The 19,146-nt window shown below is 64.3% G+C and carries 22 protein-coding genes; 12 read left to right on the top strand and 10 right to left on the bottom strand.

What is annotated here, in order from left to right; all coding sequences use genetic code 11:
• Positions 1 to 11: 11 nt before the first annotated feature.
• Positions 12 to 809 carry a thioesterase family protein gene (locus N7607_RS17750; protein ID WP_279866574.1) on the top strand — a complete coding sequence of 266 codons (798 nt, stop codon included), beginning with the start codon at positions 12 to 14 and terminating at the stop codon, positions 807 to 809.
• On the opposite strand, the gene N7607_RS17755 is transcribed toward N7607_RS17750, so the two are convergent.
• Positions 806 to 1,609, bottom strand: coding sequence for a TatD family hydrolase (locus N7607_RS17755; RefSeq protein ID WP_279866576.1), 804 nt, complete (start codon positions 1,607 to 1,609; stop codon positions 806 to 808). The genes N7607_RS17750 and N7607_RS17755 overlap by 4 nt on opposite strands.
• A 216-nt stretch (positions 1,610 to 1,825) precedes the next feature.
• On the opposite strand from N7607_RS17755, the gene N7607_RS17760 reads away from it, so the two are divergent.
• Positions 1,826 to 3,244 carry a transglycosylase SLT domain-containing protein gene (locus tag N7607_RS17760; RefSeq protein ID WP_279866577.1) on the top strand — a complete coding sequence of 473 codons (1,419 nt, stop codon included), beginning with the start codon at positions 1,826 to 1,828 and terminating at the stop codon, positions 3,242 to 3,244.
• A 107-nt stretch (positions 3,245 to 3,351) separates the two neighbouring features.
• Positions 3,352 to 3,786: a DoxX family protein gene (locus N7607_RS17765; protein ID WP_137973018.1), complete on the top strand. Its 435-nt coding sequence runs from the start codon at positions 3,352 to 3,354 to the stop codon at positions 3,784 to 3,786.
• Positions 3,787 to 3,832: 46 nt separating this feature from the next.
• Here the strand turns inward: N7607_RS17765 and N7607_RS17770 are convergent, their stop codons facing one another.
• From N7607_RS17770 to thpR, 3 genes are all read right to left on the bottom strand, one after another.
• Positions 3,833 to 4,870, bottom strand: coding sequence for a lipase secretion chaperone (locus N7607_RS17770; protein WP_279866578.1), 1,038 nt, complete (start codon positions 4,868 to 4,870; stop codon positions 3,833 to 3,835).
• Between the two features lie 55 nt (positions 4,871 to 4,925).
• Positions 4,926 to 5,867 carry a triacylglycerol lipase gene (locus N7607_RS17775; protein WP_279866579.1) on the bottom strand — a complete coding sequence of 314 codons (942 nt, stop codon included), beginning with the start codon at positions 5,865 to 5,867 and terminating at the stop codon, positions 4,926 to 4,928.
• A 270-nt stretch (positions 5,868 to 6,137) separates the two neighbouring features.
• Positions 6,138 to 6,635, bottom strand: a complete 498-nt coding sequence (gene thpR, locus N7607_RS17780) for an RNA 2',3'-cyclic phosphodiesterase (RefSeq protein WP_279866580.1) — start codon at positions 6,633 to 6,635, stop codon at positions 6,138 to 6,140.
• Positions 6,636 to 6,801: 166 nt separating this feature from the next.
• On the opposite strand from thpR, the gene N7607_RS17785 reads away from it, so the two are divergent.
• Positions 6,802 to 7,113, top strand: coding sequence for a class I SAM-dependent methyltransferase (locus N7607_RS17785; protein ID WP_279866581.1), 312 nt, complete (start codon positions 6,802 to 6,804; stop codon positions 7,111 to 7,113).
• On the opposite strand, the gene greB is transcribed toward N7607_RS17785, so the two are convergent.
• From greB to N7607_RS17800, 3 genes are all read right to left on the bottom strand, one after another.
• Positions 7,100 to 7,612, bottom strand: coding sequence for a transcription elongation factor GreB (greB, locus tag N7607_RS17790; protein ID WP_279866582.1), 513 nt, complete (start codon positions 7,610 to 7,612; stop codon positions 7,100 to 7,102). The genes N7607_RS17785 and greB overlap by 14 nt on opposite strands.
• 183 nt (positions 7,613 to 7,795) lie before the next feature.
• On the bottom strand, positions 7,796 to 10,288 hold the full coding sequence (locus N7607_RS17795; RefSeq protein ID WP_279866583.1) for an ABC transporter permease: 2,493 nt from the start codon (positions 10,286 to 10,288) through the stop codon (positions 7,796 to 7,798).
• Positions 10,288 to 10,971: an ABC transporter ATP-binding protein gene (locus tag N7607_RS17800; RefSeq protein WP_279866584.1), complete on the bottom strand. Its 684-nt coding sequence runs from the start codon at positions 10,969 to 10,971 to the stop codon at positions 10,288 to 10,290. The genes N7607_RS17795 and N7607_RS17800 overlap by 1 nt, the downstream gene beginning before the upstream one ends.
• Positions 10,972 to 10,981: 10 nt before the next feature.
• Here N7607_RS17800 and N7607_RS17805 point away from each other — a divergent pair, with 10 nt between their 5' ends.
• The 3 genes from N7607_RS17805 (at position 10,982) to N7607_RS17815 (ending at position 12,953) form a co-directional block, all read left to right on the top strand.
• Positions 10,982 to 11,587: an arylesterase gene (locus N7607_RS17805; RefSeq protein ID WP_279866585.1), complete on the top strand. Its 606-nt coding sequence runs from the start codon at positions 10,982 to 10,984 to the stop codon at positions 11,585 to 11,587.
• A gap of 56 nt (positions 11,588 to 11,643) precedes the next feature.
• A complete protein-coding gene (locus tag N7607_RS17810; protein ID WP_137973026.1) occupies positions 11,644 to 11,925 on the top strand; it encodes a hypothetical protein in 282 nt (93 codons plus the stop codon).
• 74 nt (positions 11,926 to 11,999) lie between these two features.
• Entirely contained in the window at positions 12,000 to 12,953 is a 954-nt protein-coding gene (locus N7607_RS17815; RefSeq protein WP_279866586.1) for a L,D-transpeptidase family protein, read from the top strand.
• A gap of 123 nt (positions 12,954 to 13,076) precedes the next feature.
• Here the strand turns inward: N7607_RS17815 and oprI are convergent, their stop codons facing one another.
• Positions 13,077 to 13,328 (bottom strand): outer membrane lipoprotei OprI, encoded by a 252-nt coding sequence (gene oprI, locus N7607_RS17820; protein WP_003448337.1) that lies wholly within the window; start codon positions 13,326 to 13,328, stop codon positions 13,077 to 13,079.
• 332 nt (positions 13,329 to 13,660) lie between these two features.
• Between oprI and N7607_RS17825 the strand changes: the two genes are divergently transcribed.
• Together N7607_RS17825 and N7607_RS17830 are read left to right on the top strand one after the other, a co-directional pair.
• On the top strand, positions 13,661 to 14,923 hold the full coding sequence (locus N7607_RS17825) for a hypothetical protein (RefSeq protein WP_279866587.1): 1,263 nt from the start codon (positions 13,661 to 13,663) through the stop codon (positions 14,921 to 14,923).
• Positions 14,924 to 14,943: 20 nt separating this feature from the next.
• Positions 14,944 to 15,225, top strand: a complete 282-nt coding sequence (locus tag N7607_RS17830; protein ID WP_137973029.1) for a GNAT family N-acetyltransferase — start codon at positions 14,944 to 14,946, stop codon at positions 15,223 to 15,225.
• Between the two features lie 56 nt (positions 15,226 to 15,281).
• Here N7607_RS17830 and N7607_RS17835 read toward each other — a convergent pair whose 3' ends face one another.
• A complete protein-coding gene (locus N7607_RS17835) occupies positions 15,282 to 16,358 on the bottom strand; it encodes a 3-deoxy-7-phosphoheptulonate synthase (RefSeq protein WP_279866588.1) in 1,077 nt (358 codons plus the stop codon).
• 121 nt (positions 16,359 to 16,479) lie between these two features.
• Positions 16,480 to 16,899 carry a PilZ domain-containing protein gene (locus N7607_RS17840; protein ID WP_279866589.1) on the bottom strand — a complete coding sequence of 140 codons (420 nt, stop codon included), beginning with the start codon at positions 16,897 to 16,899 and terminating at the stop codon, positions 16,480 to 16,482.
• Position 16,900: 1 nt separating this feature from the next.
• Here N7607_RS17840 and N7607_RS17845 point away from each other — a divergent pair, with 1 nt between their 5' ends.
• The 3 genes from N7607_RS17845 to N7607_RS17855 are packed head-to-tail and all read left to right on the top strand — an operon-like array spanning position 16,901 to position 19,144.
• Positions 16,901 to 17,284, top strand: coding sequence for a thioredoxin (locus N7607_RS17845; RefSeq protein WP_279866590.1), 384 nt, complete (start codon positions 16,901 to 16,903; stop codon positions 17,282 to 17,284).
• A complete protein-coding gene (locus N7607_RS17850; protein ID WP_279866591.1) occupies positions 17,284 to 18,231 on the top strand; it encodes a putative 2-dehydropantoate 2-reductase in 948 nt (315 codons plus the stop codon). The genes N7607_RS17845 and N7607_RS17850 overlap by 1 nt, the downstream gene beginning before the upstream one ends.
• Positions 18,232 to 18,238: 7 nt before the next feature.
• The gene (locus tag N7607_RS17855; RefSeq protein ID WP_192398300.1) at positions 18,239 to 19,144 is read left to right on the top strand and encodes a 5'-nucleotidase; all 906 of its coding nucleotides are present in this window, start codon (positions 18,239 to 18,241) and stop codon (positions 19,142 to 19,144) included.
• The last annotated feature ends 2 nt before the right edge of the window (positions 19,145 to 19,146 follow it).

A 19,146-nucleotide genomic window follows, 5' to 3' on the forward strand; every position in this document is an offset into this window, starting at 1 on the left:
GGAGATTGCGCATGACCTTTGCTGAACTGATCCACGCGGTGCACACCCATCCGCAGCACGTCGTCGTTCCCGGCCTGTGGGGCCAGGGGCGTGCCACCTTTGGCGGCCTGGTGGCGGCCATGGTCTATGAGGCCATGCGCCTCAAGGTGCCTGCGGGGCGCCCGGTGCGTTCGCTGTCCATCACCTTCGTCGGGCCCATGCTGATGGGCGAGCCGGTGGCGTTCGAGGTGGAAGTGCTGCGCGAGGGCAAGTCGGTCAGCCAGGTGGTTGGCCGGGCTGTGCAGAACGGTGCGGTGGTGGCCATGGCCCAGGGCAGCTTTGGTGCCTCGCGGGCCTCTGCCGTGCGTGTGGAAGCCGAGGCCGCTCCGGCCATGAAGGCGGCGGAAGAGTGCCAGGAGCTGCCTTATCTGGCCGGCGTCACTCCGGAGTTCACCCGTTTCCTGGCTATGCGTTGGGGTGAGGGCGGCATGCCCTTCACCAACAATCCTTCGCGGCATATGGGCGGCTGGGTGCGCTTGCGCAGCGATGTGAGCCACGACAAGGTCACCGAGGCCCATCTGCTGGCGCTGGTGGATGCCTGGCCGCCGGCGGTGCTGTCGCACCTGAGCAGACCAGCCCCCGGCAGCTCGCTGACCTGGACCATCGAGTTCGTGCACCCGATCCCCAGCTTGACCACCCATGACTGGTGCCTGTACCGGGCCGAGATCGAACACGCGCTCGACGGCTACGGCCACATCGCCGCGCGGTTGTGGACGCCCGACGGCCAGCTGCTGGCCCTGAGTCGGCAGACCACCACAGTATTCGACTAAACCTGCGGCAGTCCGAAGAAGGCCCTGGCCGCGGCGGTGCTGTGCGCCGCCAGCGCCTCCTGGCTCTCGCCGCGGTGCAGGGCCACTTCGCGCAGTACCTCGGTGAGGAAGGCCGGCTCGTTGTGTCCGCTCTTCGGCTTGGGCCGCAGGCTGCGTGGCAGCAGGTAGGGCGCATCGCTCTCCAGCATCAGGCGTCCGGCCGGAATGTCGCGCATCAGTGGGTGCAGGTGAGTGCCGCGGCGCTCGTCGCAGATCCAGCCGGTGATGCCGATATGCAGGTCCAGGTCCAGATAGCTGTACAGCGTCGTTTTCTCGCCGGTGAAGCAATGCACCACGGCGGCCGGTAGCTGGTCGCGGAACTGGCGCAGGATGGCGATGAGGCGCTCGCCGGCCTCGCGCTCATGCAGGAATACCGGCATCTGCAGCTGCGTCGCTAGTGCTAGCTGTTCCTCCAGTACCTTCTCCTGTTGCGGGCGCGGCGAGAAATCGCGGTTGAAGTCCAGTCCGCATTCGCCCACCGCGCGTACGGGCGCCTCTGTCAGCAGAGCGCGCAGATGGCGTGCGCTGTCGGCGCTCCACTGGCTGGCATCGTGGGGGTGCACGCCCGCTGTGCTGAACAGCTGAAGGCCGCTTTCGTCGAGCTCCCGACAGAAGTTCAGCGCCTGTTCGCTTTCCTCCAGGCTGGTACCGGTCAGCACCAGCTGGCAGACGCCGGCTGCCCGGGCACGAGCGAGTACCGCGTCACGCTCCCGCGCGAGGCTGGGGTGGGTCAGATTGACGCCGATGTCGATGAGTTGCATGGTGCTACCCTCACAAGCCGAGCGGGGCAGCATACCAGAGCCTTGCTTGCCGTAATAAAGCAAGTAATTACAGGTAGTTATGTATGCTTGTTAATGTTTATTACCAGCTCGGACTGGCGGATTGATAGCCGCTGTGCCAACCTCCGCGGCCCTCGCGGCGGAACCATCTGTCGCCCGGCCGGACCACGTCGTGGCCCGGTTTCACCCGGAGGCCCGATGACGCGAGCGTTGCTGTTCCTGCTCTGCTGCCTGGCAATTGCCCCGGCCCATGCTCGTCTGAGCGGCCTCGGGGGCAACCTGCCGCATGCGGGTAGCCAGCGCGACCTCGCCGAGATCCGCAAGAGTGGCGAACTGCGCGTGCTGGTCAACCAGAGCCGCAACAGTTCCGCCGAGATCAAGGGCCAGGCCATCGGCCTCGAGTACCAGCGCCTGCGTGCCTTCGGTCAGTACCTCAACCGTAATGCGCGCGATGGTCGTGACCTGCGTTTGAAGATCATTCCCAAGCCCAAGGATCAACTGGTCGCCGCCCTGCAGAAGGGCGAGGGCGATCTGGTGGCTCCCGGCGAGCTGCTCGATGCCCATCCGGGGCTCGGCATCAGCGCCAGCGCCGCGATCCGCCGCGACGTGCCGCTGGTGGTGGTCGGTAACCGGCGCAACCGCCACTACAAACATCTGCAGGACATGTCCGGGCGCAGCCTGACGCTGCCGGTGGGCAGCGCCGTCAGCGATGCCCTGCGCGAGGTCAATCAACAGCTGGCCCAGCAACAGAAGCCGCCGATCGTGGTGGAGTGGGCCGACTCCAGCCTGGCCGTGGAGGACGTGCTGGAGATGGTCCAGGCCGGCATCTACCCCTGGACGGCGGTGGAGCTGCCGATCGCCGAGCGCTGGCAGAAGGTCATGCCCGGGCTGCGTATCGAGCGGCGTCTGGTGGTGGGTGAGAAGGGCGACATGAGCTGGTTCGTGCGCCGCGAGTCACCCATGCTGCGCGCCAGTGTCGACCGCTTCCTGGCCGACTACCGGGCACCGAGCGACCAGGACTCGGCGTTCCAGCGTGTGTACCGACGCTCCTACAAGGTGCGCAACCCGATAGTCACCCGGACTGATCGTCAGCGCCTGGAGCGGGTGCGCAGCGTGCTGCAGAAGCACGGCGAGAAGCAGGATCTGGACTGGCTGCAGTTGGCCGCCGTAGCCTACAAGGAATCTACCCTCAACCCGGCGGCACGCGGCGCTTCGGGTGCCACCGGACTGATGCAGATCACCCCGGCGGCGGCCCGCAGTGTGGGCGTCGGCAATATCCAGGCGCTGGACACTAACGTGCTGGCCGCCACCCGCTACATGGCGCGTATCCGCCGCGAATTCTTCTCCAGCCGGCAGATCGCCGAGGACGAGCGCATGGCTTTCGTCCTGGCCGCCTACAACATGGGGCCGCAACGCGTGCAGGGGCTGCGCGCCGAGGCGCGGCGCCGCGGTCTGAACCCCAACCGCTGGTTCTTCCAGGTGGAGCGGGTGGCCATGGAGCAGATGGGCATGGGTGTAGTCAGCTACGTCAATGCGGTGAACAAGTATTACCTTGCCTACGATCGGGAACGCTTTCTGCTGGAACCGCCGAAGCAGAAGCTTAGCAACAAGAATTGATCGAATTATCTGATTTTCATAAGCGCAAAATTGCGCTTTTATGATCGTTAAATTCGAATAATATGTGCCTCACCAACCCAAACAACTCCTCCACAAGGAACTGGCACATGAACAAGCTGATCACCACCCTGATGTCCTCCAACGCCGGCTACGGCATTACCCTGCTGCGCATCGTCACCGGCCTGACCTTCGCTGCCCACGGCGCGCAGAAGCTGTTCGGCTGGTTCGGTGGCTACGGCCTGGAAGGCGTCGCTCAGTGGATGGAAAGCATCGGCATCACCCCTGGCTACCTGATGGCCGCACTGGCCGGTAGCGCCGAGTTCTTCGGCGGCCTGGCCCTGGTGGTCGGCCTGCTGGTTCGCCCGGCGGCGGTTTCCCTGCTGGTCTCCATGGTGGTTGCCGCGGTGACCGTGCACTGGGCCAACGGTTTCTTCATCACCAACAACGGTTTCGAGTACGCCATGATCCTCGGCCTGATCAGCGCCGTGCTGATCATCGAAGGCGCCGGCAAGCTGTCCCTGGATCGCGCCATCGCGCGCTGATCCGCCCCGCTAACGAAAAGGCCCGCTCTTGCGGGCCTTTTTGCATTCAGAGTTTCTTCTCCTTCTCCCGACTCTCCGCCAACTGCTCGGCGGCTTCCAGGCGCAGGCGCTCGCGCTCGTCGAAACGCTCCTCGGCCAGGCTGGCGATGGCGGTCTGGCGGTCCGCTTCGCTGAGCCCGCTGTTGGCTTCGATGCGGGCCTTTTCCTGGCGATAGCCGTTGAGCCGCTGTTGCCATTGCTGGCGCTGCTGATCCAGCGCCTCCAGGCGTGCGGTGGCTTCGGCGCCGACCAGCTGCAGGCGCAGCTGCTGGATCTGCGCCGGGCTGGCGCCTTCGGCTTGCAGGGCAGCGGTCTGCTGGCGCAGCTCGGCCTGCAGCTGCGGCACCACCATCTCCTGCAATTCCTCCGGCAGGCCGGCGCGCAGGCGGTCCATGACCTCGGCTTTCTGCTGGTCGTTCAGCGACTGGTCATGGCGGATCGCCAGGCGCTGCAGGGTGAACTGGTTGTAGGCCTCCTCCTGGGCGAAGAAGGCCTGGTGCGCCTCGGCGCTGAACAGGCTGGCGCGCAGGTTCTGCACCGCCTGCTCGCGCTGGCGCATGGCGTCCAGGCTGGCCATCTGCGGCAGGTCCTTCTCCAGTTGGATCAGTTGGCGCTTGTAGTCCAGGTATTGCGCCAGCAAGGCCAGGGCCTGGCTCTCCGCCGGCTCGTCGAGCTGGCTGCGCACGTAGGCCTGCAGGCGCTCGATGCTGACCTGGATGCTCTCTTCGCCATAGGCGCTGAGGAAGTAATCGAAGATGCGCCGGATATCGATGCTGATCAGCAAATTGCCGTTGGCGTCGATACGAAACTGGCCGTCCACCTGGGTGCCGGCGAAGGAGGGTGGCAGCGGGGTGATACCGGCGGTCAGCGCCGGCGGTTGTTGGGCAGCCTGCTCCGGTTGCGGCGGCGCCAGTGGCGCGGGGGCCTCGGCCGGCGTTGGCGGCGCAGGCGGCTGGCCTTGTGGATCAAGCGGGTTGAAGTAGAGGGTAGCGGCGGCGCCCGCCCCGATCAGCAGGGGCACGGCCAATAGCAGTGGCTTGTTCACGGCGAGACTCGGCAGGAGAAAAACATCGGAGCCCGGGCGGGCCCCGATCGGTGGCTCAGAGGCCGGCCAGCTTGAGGCGGTTGGCCTGCTGGCGGTACACGGTGACCGGGTCAGTCTCGAACAGGCTGGTCAGGCCGAAGGTCTGGTTGACCTCGTCGAGGTGGTTCATCCGGTAGTTGTCGCGGATGACTTTGCCCAGGTGCGAGCTGCAGCGGCCGACCAGGCCGTCGTTGGCCTCGTCGAAGGTCAGCGAACTGGCGCCCATCAGAACATCGCTGACGTCCAGAACGTTGGTCAGCGGGCTGGTGCCGCTCCAGGAGTAGTAGCTCACGCCGTTGACCTTGTAGGCGCCTTCGCCGCAGGAGCTGGTCGGAATGCCTTGCGGGTATTTGGCGTTGAACACCGCCGCGCCCTGGCTGTTGAGGGACGCGAGAGCGCCCAGGGCGTTCTGCGGAGTGGTGCTGGGGCTGCCGGAGAGGAAGTTGATCAGCGCGCCGAGGCCGTTGACGATGCCGGCGACCAGTGCCTCACCGGCCGAGCCCGGCGGGATCTGGCGCAGGAAGTCGGCGGTGTCGGAGCCCTTGTGCGGCGCGCCGACGCTGGTCACCGAGGCGATCAGATCCGGGCGGATGGCGGCGACGTAGCGGATGGTCGGGCCACCATGGCTGTGGCCAACCAGATTGACCTTGCCTTTGCCGCTGATGGCGGCGATTTCTTCCACCTGGTCGAGCAGCTCTTCGCCACGCAGTTCGGAGGTATTCAGCTGGCTGACTTCGGTGATGTAGACGCTGGCACCGTCCGAACGCAGGGACGACGGGATGCCGTACCAGTAATCGATGCCGAGGATGCTGTCAAAACCGAGCATGCCGTGGGTGAGCACGATCGGGTACTTGGTCTTGGTGTAGCCGGTGGAGCCGAACAGGCCGGCGTCGGCCTGGCCGGACAGCAGCAGGCTGCTTCCGACACAGAGGGCGAGCAGAGTCTTCTTATTATTCATGGGGTGCTCTCGAACGGTGAGATGGGCAATGATCCGTCCTTGCGTCAGCCACCCGCTTCCCTCCTGGATGCGGTACTGCAGCAGGAGCTGAAAGGGCATTAATTGTGCCAATAACGGCGTATTTAGAACGAGGGCTCTAAACGGGCGTTTGCGACGCAAGCCGCATGGCTCAAGGGTTGCCGCTTCGGTTAAGTATTGTTACCTAGGGAAACAGCCGCTCCCCCTCCAAGGGAGGGTGACCGCTGTGGGCAACTCTGCAGTGGTACCGGATCAGCCCAATGGCCATATGACCAAGGGCAGATAGCGACCCTGCTCGGACCGATACAGCACCAGTTCCTCAGCTCGCCAAATAAAGCGCGGCGAGCCGATATGCCCCGGCAGACCACTATCGCGCGCCAGCGTCAGATGCGGGCGGTAGGCGCGGGGCTCGCTGGGCAGTCCGGCGTCAGCGAGTAAGCCAGCGAGGCCATCGGCTAGGGCCAGCAGCTCGACGGGCGGCTGGCTGGGAGCCAGGTGCAGCAGGCCACCCTGCCAGCAGTCGAGACGGTCCGCCTGCAGGCTGAAGGCCAGCTCGTGCAACGGCAATTGCGGCGGTAAACCTTCCAGCAACGGCAGCGTGGTTTCGGGCAGGTGGCCGAGAAAGGCCAGGGTCAGGTGCAGGTTGGCGCTCGGAACCGGTCGGCCCGGGATGGCCAGATGCGAGCGCCAGGCGTCGATCTGCACGGCAATCGCGGGTGGACAGGGCAGGGCGAAGAACAATCGCAGCATGAGCTTACCTTGACAGCCTTGGGCGGCATTTTTAGGATCACACCCCATAGCGCCGATTTAAGAGCAACTTGCGGGGCGCTGCCCGGTTGGGCGAATACCGCTAAAGCGCTGGCCGGTGTCGCCTCCCACCGCAGTCCGGCGGGACTCTGAGGCTGAGACTGCATCCATGAGCTGCCCGCGCACCCATCTGTATTTTTCCCCCTTGCCGCGTACCGCGGTCAATCGCCATCCGCATGTGCTGCTGGTCGGCAGCCATCAGCCACGTCTGCTCAAGAGTCTCGAAGGCTGGCCCAAGCAGTGGTCGGGAGCACGTAACTTCCTTATCCGTTTCGCCGGCGCCAGCGCGCAGGATCTCGCCCGCCTGCCGGCGGATGCCTTCGATCTGGTGGTGGTCGGCGTCGAGGCGCAGCCGGTCAACGATGAACTGATCGGCCAGTTGGTGCGGGTCGCGCGCCAGGGCTTGATCAGCCTGCGCTGACCGCCGGGTAGTCGATGGCGGTGATGTAGAACTCCTGCTCGCCGCCGGGCGTCTGTACCCGCACCTCGGCATCCAGCGCCTTGCCCACCAGGGCACGGGCCAGGGGCGAATCGATGCTGATCAGCCCCAGTTTGAGGTCCAGCTCGTCGGGGCCGACGATACGGTAGCGCGATTCGTTGCCATCCTCGTCCTCCAGGGTCACCCAGGCACCGAAGTACACCTTTTTCGGGTCGGCCGGCTGGGCGCCGACCACCTTGAGGTTCTCCAGGCGCTTGGTGAGGAAGCGCACGCGGCTGTCGATCTCGCGTAGCATCTTCTTGCCGTAGATGTACTCGGCGTTTTCCGAGCGATCGCCGAGGGCGGCCGCCTCGCTGACCGCCTGGGTCACCTGGGGGCGGCGCACGTGCCACAGTTCGTGCAGCTCGGCGCGCAGGCGCGCCTCGCCTTCGGGGGTGATCAGCGGGGTGCCTGCGGTACGGGGTGGTCGATAACGGCTCATGCTGTTCGCGAAATCTGGAGGTCGGGCGATTCTAGGTTCTGTACGAAAACTCGTCGAGCGAAGGTCAGGCTAGGAAAAAGTCGGTGAGGAAGCGGAGTTAACCAGCTGTTAATGAGCATTCCGAACCGGCTTTTGACGACGCATGGCCGAGCGCAGACAGTTTCCGTAGAGAACCTGGCAAGCTCAGACCTCGCGCAGCACGGTCAGCGGCGAGGCATTCAGTGCCCTGCGCGTACCCCACACGCCGGCGCCACCCACCAGCAGTGCACCGATCAGCGGCAACAGCAGCAACCAGGGGTGCGGCTGCCACTCCAGCTCAAGCGCATAGCGATACAGCAGGAAACTGGCCAGCTCGCAGCCGACGGCGGCCAGCAATCCGCTGCCGGCGCCGAGCAGACTGAACTCGGCACGGCGGGCGCGCAGCAGCAAGCGGCGCTCGGCGCCGAGGGCGCGCAGCAGGGCGCCCTGGCGCAGGCGCTCGTCGAGGGTCGCCTGCAGACCGGCGAACAGCACCGTCAGGCCGGCTGCAAGAACGAACAGCAGCACGTACTCAATTGCCAGACTGACCTGGGCCGTGATGCTGCGCAGCTGCTCCAGCAACGCTTCGACCTGCAGCAGGGTGACGGCGGGGAACTCGCGCGACAGCTCGACCAGGCGTTTCTCGCTCTGCGGCGGCAGGTAGAAACTGGTCAGGTAGGTGGCGGGCAGGTCCTGCAGGGTGTCGGGTTCGAAGATCATGTAGAAGTTCGGCTGGAAGCTGTCCCACTTCACCTGGCGCAGGCTGGTGACCTTCGCCTGTTTCTCCATCCCGCCGACGCTGAAGGTCAGCTCGTCGCCCAGCTTCAGGCCGAGGCTTTCCGCCAGTTCCGACTCCACCGACACGCCAGGCTGCTCGCCTTGCGGCTGGGGCTGCCACCACTGGCCATCCAGCAGCACATTGCCTGCGGGCAGCTCGGCGGCCCAGGTCAGGCTGAGGTCGCGCTGGATGGCGCGCTCGCCCTGGCTTTCCTTGCTGACAATGCCTTGTACAGGCTCCCCGTTGATCATGGTCAGGCGCCCGGCGACTATCGGGTAGAGCGGCTCCGGGTGTGGCGACAACTGGCCGAGGCGCGCAGTGAAGGCCTCGCGCTCGTCCGGCAGCACATTGAGGGCGAAGTGGTTGGGCGCCTGCTCCGGCAGCTGGTCCTGCCAGGTATCCAGCAGTTCGCCGCGCAGCAGGGCGATCAGGCTCATGGCCAGCAGGATCAGGCCGAAGGCCAGCGATTGTCCGGCCGCCGCCAGCGGATGGCGCAGCAGCTGGCCAAGGCCCAGGCGCCAGGGTAGGGAGGCACGTGCCAGCAGGCGGCGCAGGGCATTCAGGCCGAACAGCAGGGCACCACCGAGCAGCAGGGTGGCGAGCAAACCGCCGCCGAGCAGGCCCAGGGTCAACTTCAGGTCCAGGCTCAGGCGCCACATGATCAGCCCTAGGGCAAATAGCGCTGCGCCATAGACCAGCCAGGAGCTGGGCGGCACAGGGAGCAGGTCGCGGCGCAGCACCCGCAGCGGCGGTACGCGGCCTAGGGCGGCCAGGGGCGGCAGGGCGAAGCCGGCCAGCGCCACCAGTCCCGTGGCCATCCCGGCCAGAGCCGGCAACAGTCCACCAGGCGGCACGCCAGGAGGCAGCAAGCCTTGGAGCAGCTTGAACAGCACCAGTTGACCGACCCAGCCGAGCAGGGCGCCGGCCAGGCTGGCGAGCAATCCGAGCATGGCCAGCTGCAGGCCGAACAAGCTCAGGGCTTCGCGGCGCGACAGACCCAGGCAGCGCAGCAGGGCGCTGGCATCGAAACGGCGTGCGGCGAAGCGGGCTGCCGAGAGCGCCACGGCGACGCCGGCCAGCAGCACGGCGGCCAGGCTGGCCAGATTCAGGTAGCGTTCGGCACGACCGAGTGCTCCGCCGATCTGGCGATTACCGTCGCGAGCGTCTTCCAGGCGCTGGTGAGCGGCGAGGCTTTTCTCGGTCGCGTCGCGATAGCGGGCCAGGGTCTCCGTCTCACCACGCCACAGGTCGCGATAGCGCACCCGGCTGCCCGGCTGGACCACGCCGGTAGAGGCCAGGTCGTCGATGTGTATCAGCACGCGCGGGGTGAGGCTATAGAAGTCGCCTGCGCGATCGGGCTCGTGGGTCAGCACGCGAGTCAGGCGCAGCTGGCGGTTACCGACTTCGATGCTCTGGCCAACCTTGAGGTCCAGCGCCGCGAACAGTCGTGCCTCGGCCCAGGCCTCGCCGGGCTGCGGGCTGCCTCCAGGCTGGTCGGCGGCATAGGGCTCGGCGGCGCTTTTCAGTTGGCCGCGTAGGGGGTAGCCATTGCCGGCAGCCTTGATGCTGGACAGCTGGATGCCCTGTTCGCCGGCAATCACGCTGGCGAACTCGACCACCTGGGCATGCTCCAGCCCCAGCTTGCGGCCGGCTTCGATCTGTTCAGGCGCAGCCGGTGCGCTGCCGTTCAGCACCAGGTCGGCGCCGAGGAATTCGGTGGCGCGCAGCAGCATGGCGCCGTTCAGGCGGGCGCCGAAGTAGCCGATGGCGGTGCTGGCGGCGACGGCCACCAGCAGGGCGAAGAACAGTACGCGAAACTCGCCGGCGCGGGCATCGCGCAGCAGCTGGCGCCAGGCGAGGACGAACAGGCGGGCGAGCATCAGGGCTCCACGCTGTCGACCAGACGGCCGGCTTCCAGGCGGATCAGGCGACGGCAGCGGTGAGCCAGACGCTCGTCATGGGTGACCAGAACCAGGGTGGTGCCGCGCTCCTGGTTCAGCTCGAAGAGCAGATCGCTGATGCGCTCGCCGGTATGGCTGTCGAGGTTGCCGGTGGGCTCGTCGGCGAACAGGATCGCCGGCTCGGCGGCGAAGGCGCGGGCGATGGCCACGCGCTGTTGCTCGCCTCCGGAGAGCTGGCGCGGGTAGTGACCGAAGCGCTGGCCCAGGCCAACCCGCTCCAGCAACGAGGCGGCGCGCTGGCGGGCGTCGCTGCGGCCTTCCAGCTCCAGCGGCAACATGACGTTTTCCAGGGCGTTGAGGTTGTCCAGCAACTGGAAGGATTGGAAGACGAAGCCAACGTGCTCGGCGCGGACCCGTGCGCGGCGATCTTCGTCCAGTGCCTGCAGGGCATGGCCAGCCAGCCCCACTTCACCGGCGCTGGGCAGGTCGAGTCCGGCCAGTAGGCCGAGGAGGGTGGATTTGCCGGAGCCAGAGCTGCCGACGATGGCCAGGCTGTCGCCGCGGGCCAGATCGAGGGAGAGATCGTGGAGGATGGCCAGCTCGCCTTCCGTGCTGGGGACCACTTTGCTAAGGTGCCGCGCAGTAAGAATGCTTGCGCTCATGGAGAGTCCGATGCGTGCATTGTGGATGAGCGGTGCGCTGACGCTGATGTTGTGGGCTCAGGGCACACTGGCCGGCACCGTACTGGTCGTCGGCGATAGTATCAGCGCCGCTTTGGGCCTGGATACACGCCAGGGCTGGGTGTCCCTGCTGCAGAACCGCCTGCATGAGGGTGGTTTCGCGCACCAAGTGGTCAACGCATCGATCAGCGGCGATACCAGCTCAGGCGGCCTGGCGCGCCTGCCGGCGCTGCTTTCACAGCATCAGCCGCAGTTGGTGATCATCGAGCTGGGCGGCAACGATGGCCTGCGCGGCCAGCCCCCCGCGCAATTGCAACAGAATCTTGCTCGCATGGTGGATGCCTCCACGGCTGCAGGGGCGAAAGTGCTGCTGTTGGGTATGCGCCTGCCGCCGAACTATGGCCAGCGCTATACCCAGGCCTTCGCTCAGGTGTTCAGTGATGTGGCGGTGGATAAACAGGTGCCGCTGGTACCGTTTCTGCTCGAGGGCGTCGGTGGTGTACCGGGCATGATGCAGGCCGATGGCATCCACCCGGCCGTGGCGGCCCAACCGCAGATGCTGGAGAACGTCTGGCCGACGCTGGAGCCGCTGCTCTGAGCCTTCCCCGTCTGCTGGCTTTCGGCTATCGTGGCGCCCCCGCCTCGGAGCCCTGAATGCCGCGTCCCGCCTGGTCCCTGTACGCCTACCAACTGATCGTGCCCGACGAACAGCTCGACCTGTTCGCCTGCCGCGAGGCGAAGGTCCATCTGGTGGCCAAGCAGCTGGAGTTGGGCGGCTTCGCCGATCGCACTTTGTGTGGCGGTCTGTTGCCGGCGCTGCCGGTGATGCGCGATGTGGACAAGGCCGGTTTGCGTGACAAGCGCCTGTGCCCGGCCTGCCGTCAGGCGCTGGAGGCTCAGCGCCGCGGTGAACGGCTACTGTGGCCCGACGCCTGAACCCTCCCGGCCCGCTTGCGGCCGGTGTACAATCCCGAGTCCTTCCATCAGCCATTTTTGCCAAGGATTAACGGATGTTGTCGCGCGTTTCTGCAGTCGCCCTCGCCAGCCTGATCGTGGCCGGCCCTGCCGCCGCCCTCGAGCTGCCCCTGCCGCCTCCGGGCGAAGATATCGTTGGCCAGATCCAGGTGGTCAAGGCCAAGTACGAGGACACCTTCGCCGACATCGCCACCGCCAGCGATCTGGGCTATCTGGAGATGGTCGCAGCCAACCCGGGAGTAGATCCCTGGCTGCCGGGCGAAGGCGCCGAGATTATCCTGCCGACCCGCTACATCCTGCCGCCGGGCCCGCGCGAAGGCATCGTGATCAACCTGGCCGAGTACCGCATGTACTACTTCCCCAAAGGGCAGAACGTGGTGCACACCTTCCCGCTGGGGATTGGTCGTGAAGGCTGGGGCTCGCCAATCGCGCATACCACCATCACCGCCAAGACGCCGAACCCGGGCTGGACGCCGCCGGCATCGATCCGCGCCGAGCACGCCGCCGATGGCGACCCGCTGCCGGCCTACGTGCCGCCAGGCCCGGATAACCCGCTGGGGCCGTTCAAGTTCACGCTGGGCACGCCGGGCTACCTGATTCACGGCTCCAACAAGAAGTTCGGCATCGGCATGCGCGTCAGCCACGGCTGCTTCCGTATGCTCAACAACAACGTGCTGGAGCTGGCGAAAATGGCTCCGGTGGGCACTTCCGTGCGCATCGTCAACGAGCCGTACAAATTTGGCGTCAGCGGCGGCAAGGTCTATCTGGAAGCGCACGCGCCGCTGACCGACAGCGAAGAGCCGTCGGTGGTGGACAAACACACTGCCGTGATCAACGCGCTGCTGAAGAACGACGCACTGGGCGGCAGCATGCGCCTGGATTGGGAGATGGTGCGTGAGGTGGTGGCCTCGGAAGATGGCATGCCGATCGAGATCGCCATACCGCAGGAAGCGGTAGCCAATCATGAAGCTGCTCCGCTGGAGCTCTAGGTCTCGACTCAAAGAGCCCGCCCGCAGCGATGCCGGCGGGTTTTTTGTTGCCGGGAAAAATCGTGGGCATTAAAAAAGCCGACCCGGCGAACCGGATCGGCTTCTTCAAAGCCTTGGCAAGAATTACTTGCGGCTAGCTTTTTCCAGCATACGCAGAGCGCGCTCGTTGGCTTCGTCAGCAGTTTGCTGAGCCTTCTGAGCAGCAGCCAGAGCCTCGTCGGCCTTGCGGTAGGCTTCGTCGGCACGAGCTTGGGCGCGGGCAGCGGCGTCTTCGGTAGCGGTCAGACGGGCTTCGGTTTCTTTGGATACGCTGCTGCAACCGGTGGCCAGAACGGCGGCCAGAGCCAGAGCAGAGAATTTCAGAACGTTGTTCATCGTGTTCCCCTTAAGGTGGACTTTCCATGAAAAGCAATTTCCCGAGCTCGGGAAATTAGCCGGGCTACATACTACCCATTACTTTTAGTAAGTAAACCGACCTGAAGCAAGTGAAGCAAAAAAAAGCCCGATCTGTTCAAGATTTAATCTTTTCTGTTTAAAAAACATGCAGTTCGAGTGCTCTCAGGGCTGCCTGCAAGTCTAAATCGCGACACTTTCAGTTGGTGCGTCAGTGCATTTCTGGCGCATAGCGTAGCGGGTGAATCGCTTGATAATATCCATGGCTACGTAGCCGGCAGGATGTACTACCGGACAATTCCAGGGACGTTAAGATGTCGAAATTCATCAAGTGGGGACTGTTGGCCATCGTGGCCGTGGCGATACTGATCAAAGCATCGCTGTGGTTGTCGGTGCGTTCGATCATGAATGATGCGATCGCTCAGATGTCTCCCTTCATGAACTTGAGTTACCGGGGCATCACTTCTTCCTTCGATGGCCGTGTCGGCGTCGAAGGTATCAAGGTCCAGGTGCCGATGTTCAACGACGATTTTCATATCGCTCACGCGGAGCTCAAGTTCAAGAGCTTGATGGATCTGTTGTCGTTCAAGGAGCGTCTGGCCGAGGGCAAGTTCCCCGAGCAGATGGCGGTGAACATCAAAGGGCTCACCCTCGATGTACATGGCCCTTTCATGGAGATGATCCATCAGGCGCCGGAGCAACCCGATCTGGAGACCGCGCTAACCAGCGTGGCCTGCGGCAGTAGCAGCCGGATCGGGGTCGATGAGCTGCTCGAAATGGGTTATCGCACTTTCGAGACCGACGCCCAGTTCTCCTACCTGTTCCAGCCAGGGGCGCAGACCCTAAGCTTCAACCTCTCCGCAGACATGCGCGACATGGGCGACTATCGCATCAATTTCTCCTTGGCCAACATGTCGGAGAAGCCTGGCGATCTGCGCGTCAACCCGCCGCGGGTATCCACCGTCACGGTGGAGATCAACGACAACCAGTACCAGCGCAAGGTCAGCAGCTACTGCGCCGCCAAGCTGGGCCAGTCGGAAGAAGCCTATCTGCAGACTTCCATGGAACATCTGGACCAGTCGCTACGCGCCCAACGCATCGCTCTGGATCCAGCGCTGCTGGAGTCGCTGAAAGCCTATTACAAGGATCCACAGGCACTGCGCGTCGAGCTGGCACCGACCGAGGGTATGACCTGGGATGGCCTGCAGTTCTTCGAAGCCAAGGACGTTCTGGCGATGCTGCGTCCGGCCGTACTGATCAATCAGCAGGCGGTGGAACCTCTGGCGTTTTCCTGGGTCGATCCCCAGGCGGCGCCGGTCCCCGTAGCGAACGAACTGGTGCGCGCCGAGGAGAATGAGCAGGTGCAGGTTTCGCAGTACGAGTTCGTGAATGTGGAAAGCCTGCCCAACCATGCTGGCAAGCGGCTACAGTTCATTACTTATGACGGCACCTATTATCAGGGGGTGCTGCACAAGATCGAGAATGGCAAGGTGTTCCTCAGCGTGCAGATGGGTACCGGGTCGGCCGAGATGTTTCTTCGTCTGGAAAAGATCGATAAGGTAAGGGTTCTGTTCTAGAGCCCCATTGAGGAGATGAAATGAGCCAAGGGTTGTCCATCCACCATGACCAGGCGGGTCATCAGTTCGAGGCCGTCATCGATGGCCACCGCGCCTATCTGGCCTATATGGATCTGGGCAAGCAGACGCTCGACATCTACCGTACTTTCGTGCCGAACGCCCTGCGCGGGCGCGGCATTGCGGCGGCGCTGACCGAGCAGGCTCTGGAATATGCCGAGTCCATGGGCTACACGGTGATTCCGTCCTGCTCCTATGTGGAGCGCTATCTGGAGCGTCGTCAGCGCCAGCAGCTCAAGCACTGAACCAGCTGCAAACGAAAACGCCGGGCAATGCCCGGCGTTTTCATTTCTGCCGAATGTCAGCCGCGCTGGCGTTTGGGCAGCACGTCCTTGAGTTTGGCGTGCATGCTGCGCAGGGTCTTCTCGGTAGTGTCCCAGTCGATGCAGGCATCGGTGATGGAGACCCCGTACTTGAGATCGCACAGGTTCTTCGGGATCGACTGGCTACCCCAGCCCAGGTGGCTCTCCACCATCAGGCCGACGATGGAGTTATTGCCTTCGAGAATCTGGTTGGCCACGTTCTCCATGACCAGCGGCTGCAGGGCCGGATCCTTGTTGGAGTTGGCGTGGCTGCAGTCGACCATGATGTTCGCGCTGATCTTGGCCTTGGCCAGTTCCTGCTCGCAGATGGCGACGCTGACCGAGTCGTAGTTGGGCTTGCCATTGCCGCCGCGCAGCACCACGTGACCATAGGCATTGCCCTTGGTGGTGACGATGGAAACGCCGCCTTCCTGGTTGATGCCGAGGAAACGGTGCGGGCTGGAAACCGACTGCAGGGCGTTGATCGCCACGGTCAAACCGCCGTCGGTGCCGTTCTTGAAGCCCACTGCCGAGGACAGGCCGGAGGCCATCTCGCGATGGGTCTGGGATTCGGTGGTGCGGGCGCCGATGGCCGACCAGCTGATCAGGTCCTGCAGGTACTGCGGGGAGATCGGGTCGAGCGCCTCGGTGGCAGTCGGCAGGCCCATTTCGGCCAGGTCGCGCAGGAGCTGACGGCCAATGTGCAGGCCATCCTGGATCTTGAACGAGTCATCCAGGTAAGGGTCGTTGATCAAACCCTTCCAGCCGACCGTGGTGCGCGGCTTCTCGAAGTACACGCGCATGACCAGGAACAAGCTGTCGGATACCTCGGCAGCCAGCACCTTGAGACGCTCGGCATACTCGTGAGCAGCCTTGATGTCGTGGATGGAGCAGGGGCCGACCACCACGAACAGGCGGTGATCCTTGCCGTCGAGGATGTCGCGAACCACCTGGCGGCCGTGGGCAACGGTGCGCTGGGCTGCTTCGGTGAGGGGGATTTCGCGCTTGAGCTGCGCCGGGGTGATCAGGGTTTCATTGGACGAAACGTTAAGATCGTCAATCGGTAAATCAGCCATCGTGGTACTCGTCAGGTCACGGGAGCCGAGCGCCTCTTCAGGCGGAATCATGGGGCGCAGCGGGGGACAGGCACCTTAACGCGTTCCAGGCCGCCTAGACAATGGGCGGAACCGCTCGGTATCAGTGGATTTGCGTGCTGGGAAACTCCGCGGCATGCAGGGCTATCCACTCACGGGCGACGGTTTCCACTTCCAGTGGTGAGCCCAGTTCTTGCTCGCGCTGATGGCGATAATGCTCGATCTGGCAGACCTGCTCGACCATGCGGGCGCGAAACAGCGTGTCTTCGTCGATGAAGGCGATGCCGACCAGGTAGTTCTCCGCCTGCTTGCGGCACCAGGCGACTACGCCAGGATAGCGAGCCTGCTCGCCCAATACCGGAATGCGCAACTCGACGGCGGTTCCTTTGCGAAAGCCCTTGCTGGAATTGCACGCCACCCCGCCCAGACTGATATTGTTCAGCCTCTGTCGCGGCAGGAAGGCATGTTTGCGCTGGACCAGCTCCACTGGCATGTCGCTTGGGTGACGCAAGAAACGACGCATTGTGACTACTCCGGATGCCATCCATTTGACATCACACGTGAACAGTATAGTGCCCAGCCTGGAGCTAACCGATTTTGATGCAGACCGCCTGTTGCTGGATCTGCCAGGAAGCTCTCTGCTGATATTTACTAGCATAGGTTGTGCCAGTTGCCGCTGGGCCCGACGCGAGCTGCCTGGTATGCGGCTTCCGGTCCAGCGCCTGTGCTGGGTCGATGCGGGCCACAACGCCGGTTTGGTCCAGCGTTATGGCGTTTTTCATCTGCCAAGCCTGTTTCTCATTCATGACGGCCAATTCTTTGGCAGTTTGCAATCCCAGCTGAATTCGATCGGGCTTTCTGCACTGCTACAGCAGGCACTAGGTCGTGAACCTGAGGAATTACCCTGATGGCGGATCCGCAACGCCAACGCATCGGTATCGTTGGTACCGGTGCCATTGGTGGTTTCTACGGCCTGATGCTGGCCCGCGCGGGGCACGACGTGCATTTTCTGCTGCGCAGCGATTATGCGGCGGTGGTGGAGGGAGGGTTGCAGCTTAACAGTGCCGTGCATGGCCAGCTGCATTTACAGCCGGTACAGGCCTGGCGCAATGCAGCCGACATGCCGGCCTGCGATTGGTTGCTGGTGGGGGCCAAGACCACCAGTAATGCCGAGTTGGCGCCCGTCATCGCCCAGCTGGCCGCGCCAGGCGCCAAGGTGGTCCTGCTGCAGAATGGTTTGGCCGTTGAGGAGCAGTTGCGGCCTCTGCTGCCGGACTCGCTGCATCTGCTTGGCGGGCTGTGCTTTATCTGTACCCATCGCGCAGCCCCTGGAGTGATCGAGCATCAATCCCTGGGCGCGGTGAATCTGGGCTATCACTCCGGCCCGGCGAGTTCGAGCGAAGCCCGGCTGGCGCTGGTCGAAGAGGGCGCCGAGCTGTTTCGTTCGGCCGGCCTGGAGTCCACCGCTATGCCGGACCTGCAGCAGGCGCGCTGGCAGAAGCTGGTGTGGAACGTGCCCTATAACGGCCTCTCCGTGCTGCTGGATGCCGGCACCACTCGCCTTATGGCCAATGACGACAGCCGCGGGCTGATTCTGGATCTGATGCAGGAAGTGGTGCAGGGCGCCGCGGCCTGCGGGCATGTTCTGCCGCAGGGCTATGCGCAGAAGCTGCTGGCGGTGACCGAGCACATGCCGGACTACCTGCCCAGCATGTACCATGACTTCAAGCACAATCGCCCGCTGGAGCTGCAGGCCATCTATGCCGCACCTCTGGCGGCTGCCGCAGCCGCGGGCTGCGAACTGCCGAAAATGCGCATGCTGCACCAGGCATTGCGCTTCCTCGACGCGAGCTGAGAGCACTATGGGCAAGGGACTGGGTGACAAGCTGGTATTGGCGATCTCCTCGCGCGCATTGTTCGATCTGCGCGAGAGCCATCGCATCTATGAGAGCGAGGGCGTCGAAGCCTATCGCCAGTATCAGATCGACCACGAGGATGAAATCCTCGCCCCTGGCGATGCCTTCCCGCTGGTGGAGAAGCTGCTCAGCCTGAATGGCAATCTCGGCCAGGCGCGGGTCGAGGTGATACTGGTGTCGCGCAACAGCGCCGATACGGGGCTGCGCATCTTCAATTCCATCACTCACCACGGCCTGGGCATCTCCCGCGCTGCGTTCGTTGGTGGCCGCAGTCCATACCCCTATCTGGCGGCGTTTGGCAGCCACCTGTTTCTTTCCACCCATGCCGAGGATGTGCGCGGTGCGTTGGGCGCCGGTTTCGCCGCCGCCACCATCCTGTCTGGTGGCCCGCGTCGTGCGGCGAGCACCGAGCTGCGCATCGCCTTCGATGGCGATGCCGTGCTGTTTTCCGACGAGTCCGAGCGGGTCTACCAGCAGGCCGGGCTGGAGGCTTTCCAGCAGCATGAGAAGGATTCCGCCCGCGAGCTGCTCGGCGGCGGCCCGTTCAAGCCTTTCCTGGCTGCGCTGAATCGCCTGCAGCGCGAGTTTCCCGAGGAGCAGTGTCCGATTCGTACCGCGCTGGTCACCGCGCGTTCGGCGCCGGCCCACGAGCGTGTGATCCGCACCCTGCGCAACTGGGACATCCGTCTGGACGAATCGCTGTTCCTTGGCGGCCTCGACAAGTCGGCCTTCCTCGAAGCCTTCGCTGCCGATGTGTTCTTCGACGACCAGACCGGCCATTGCGAGCGTGCCAGTCAGGTGGTCGCCACCGGCCACGTACCGCATGGCGTGAGCAACGAACTGCAACCCTGACG

The organism is Pseudomonas sp. GD04019, from assembly GCF_029837695.1.
GTDB lineage: Bacteria > Pseudomonadota > Gammaproteobacteria > Pseudomonadales > Pseudomonadaceae > Aquipseudomonas.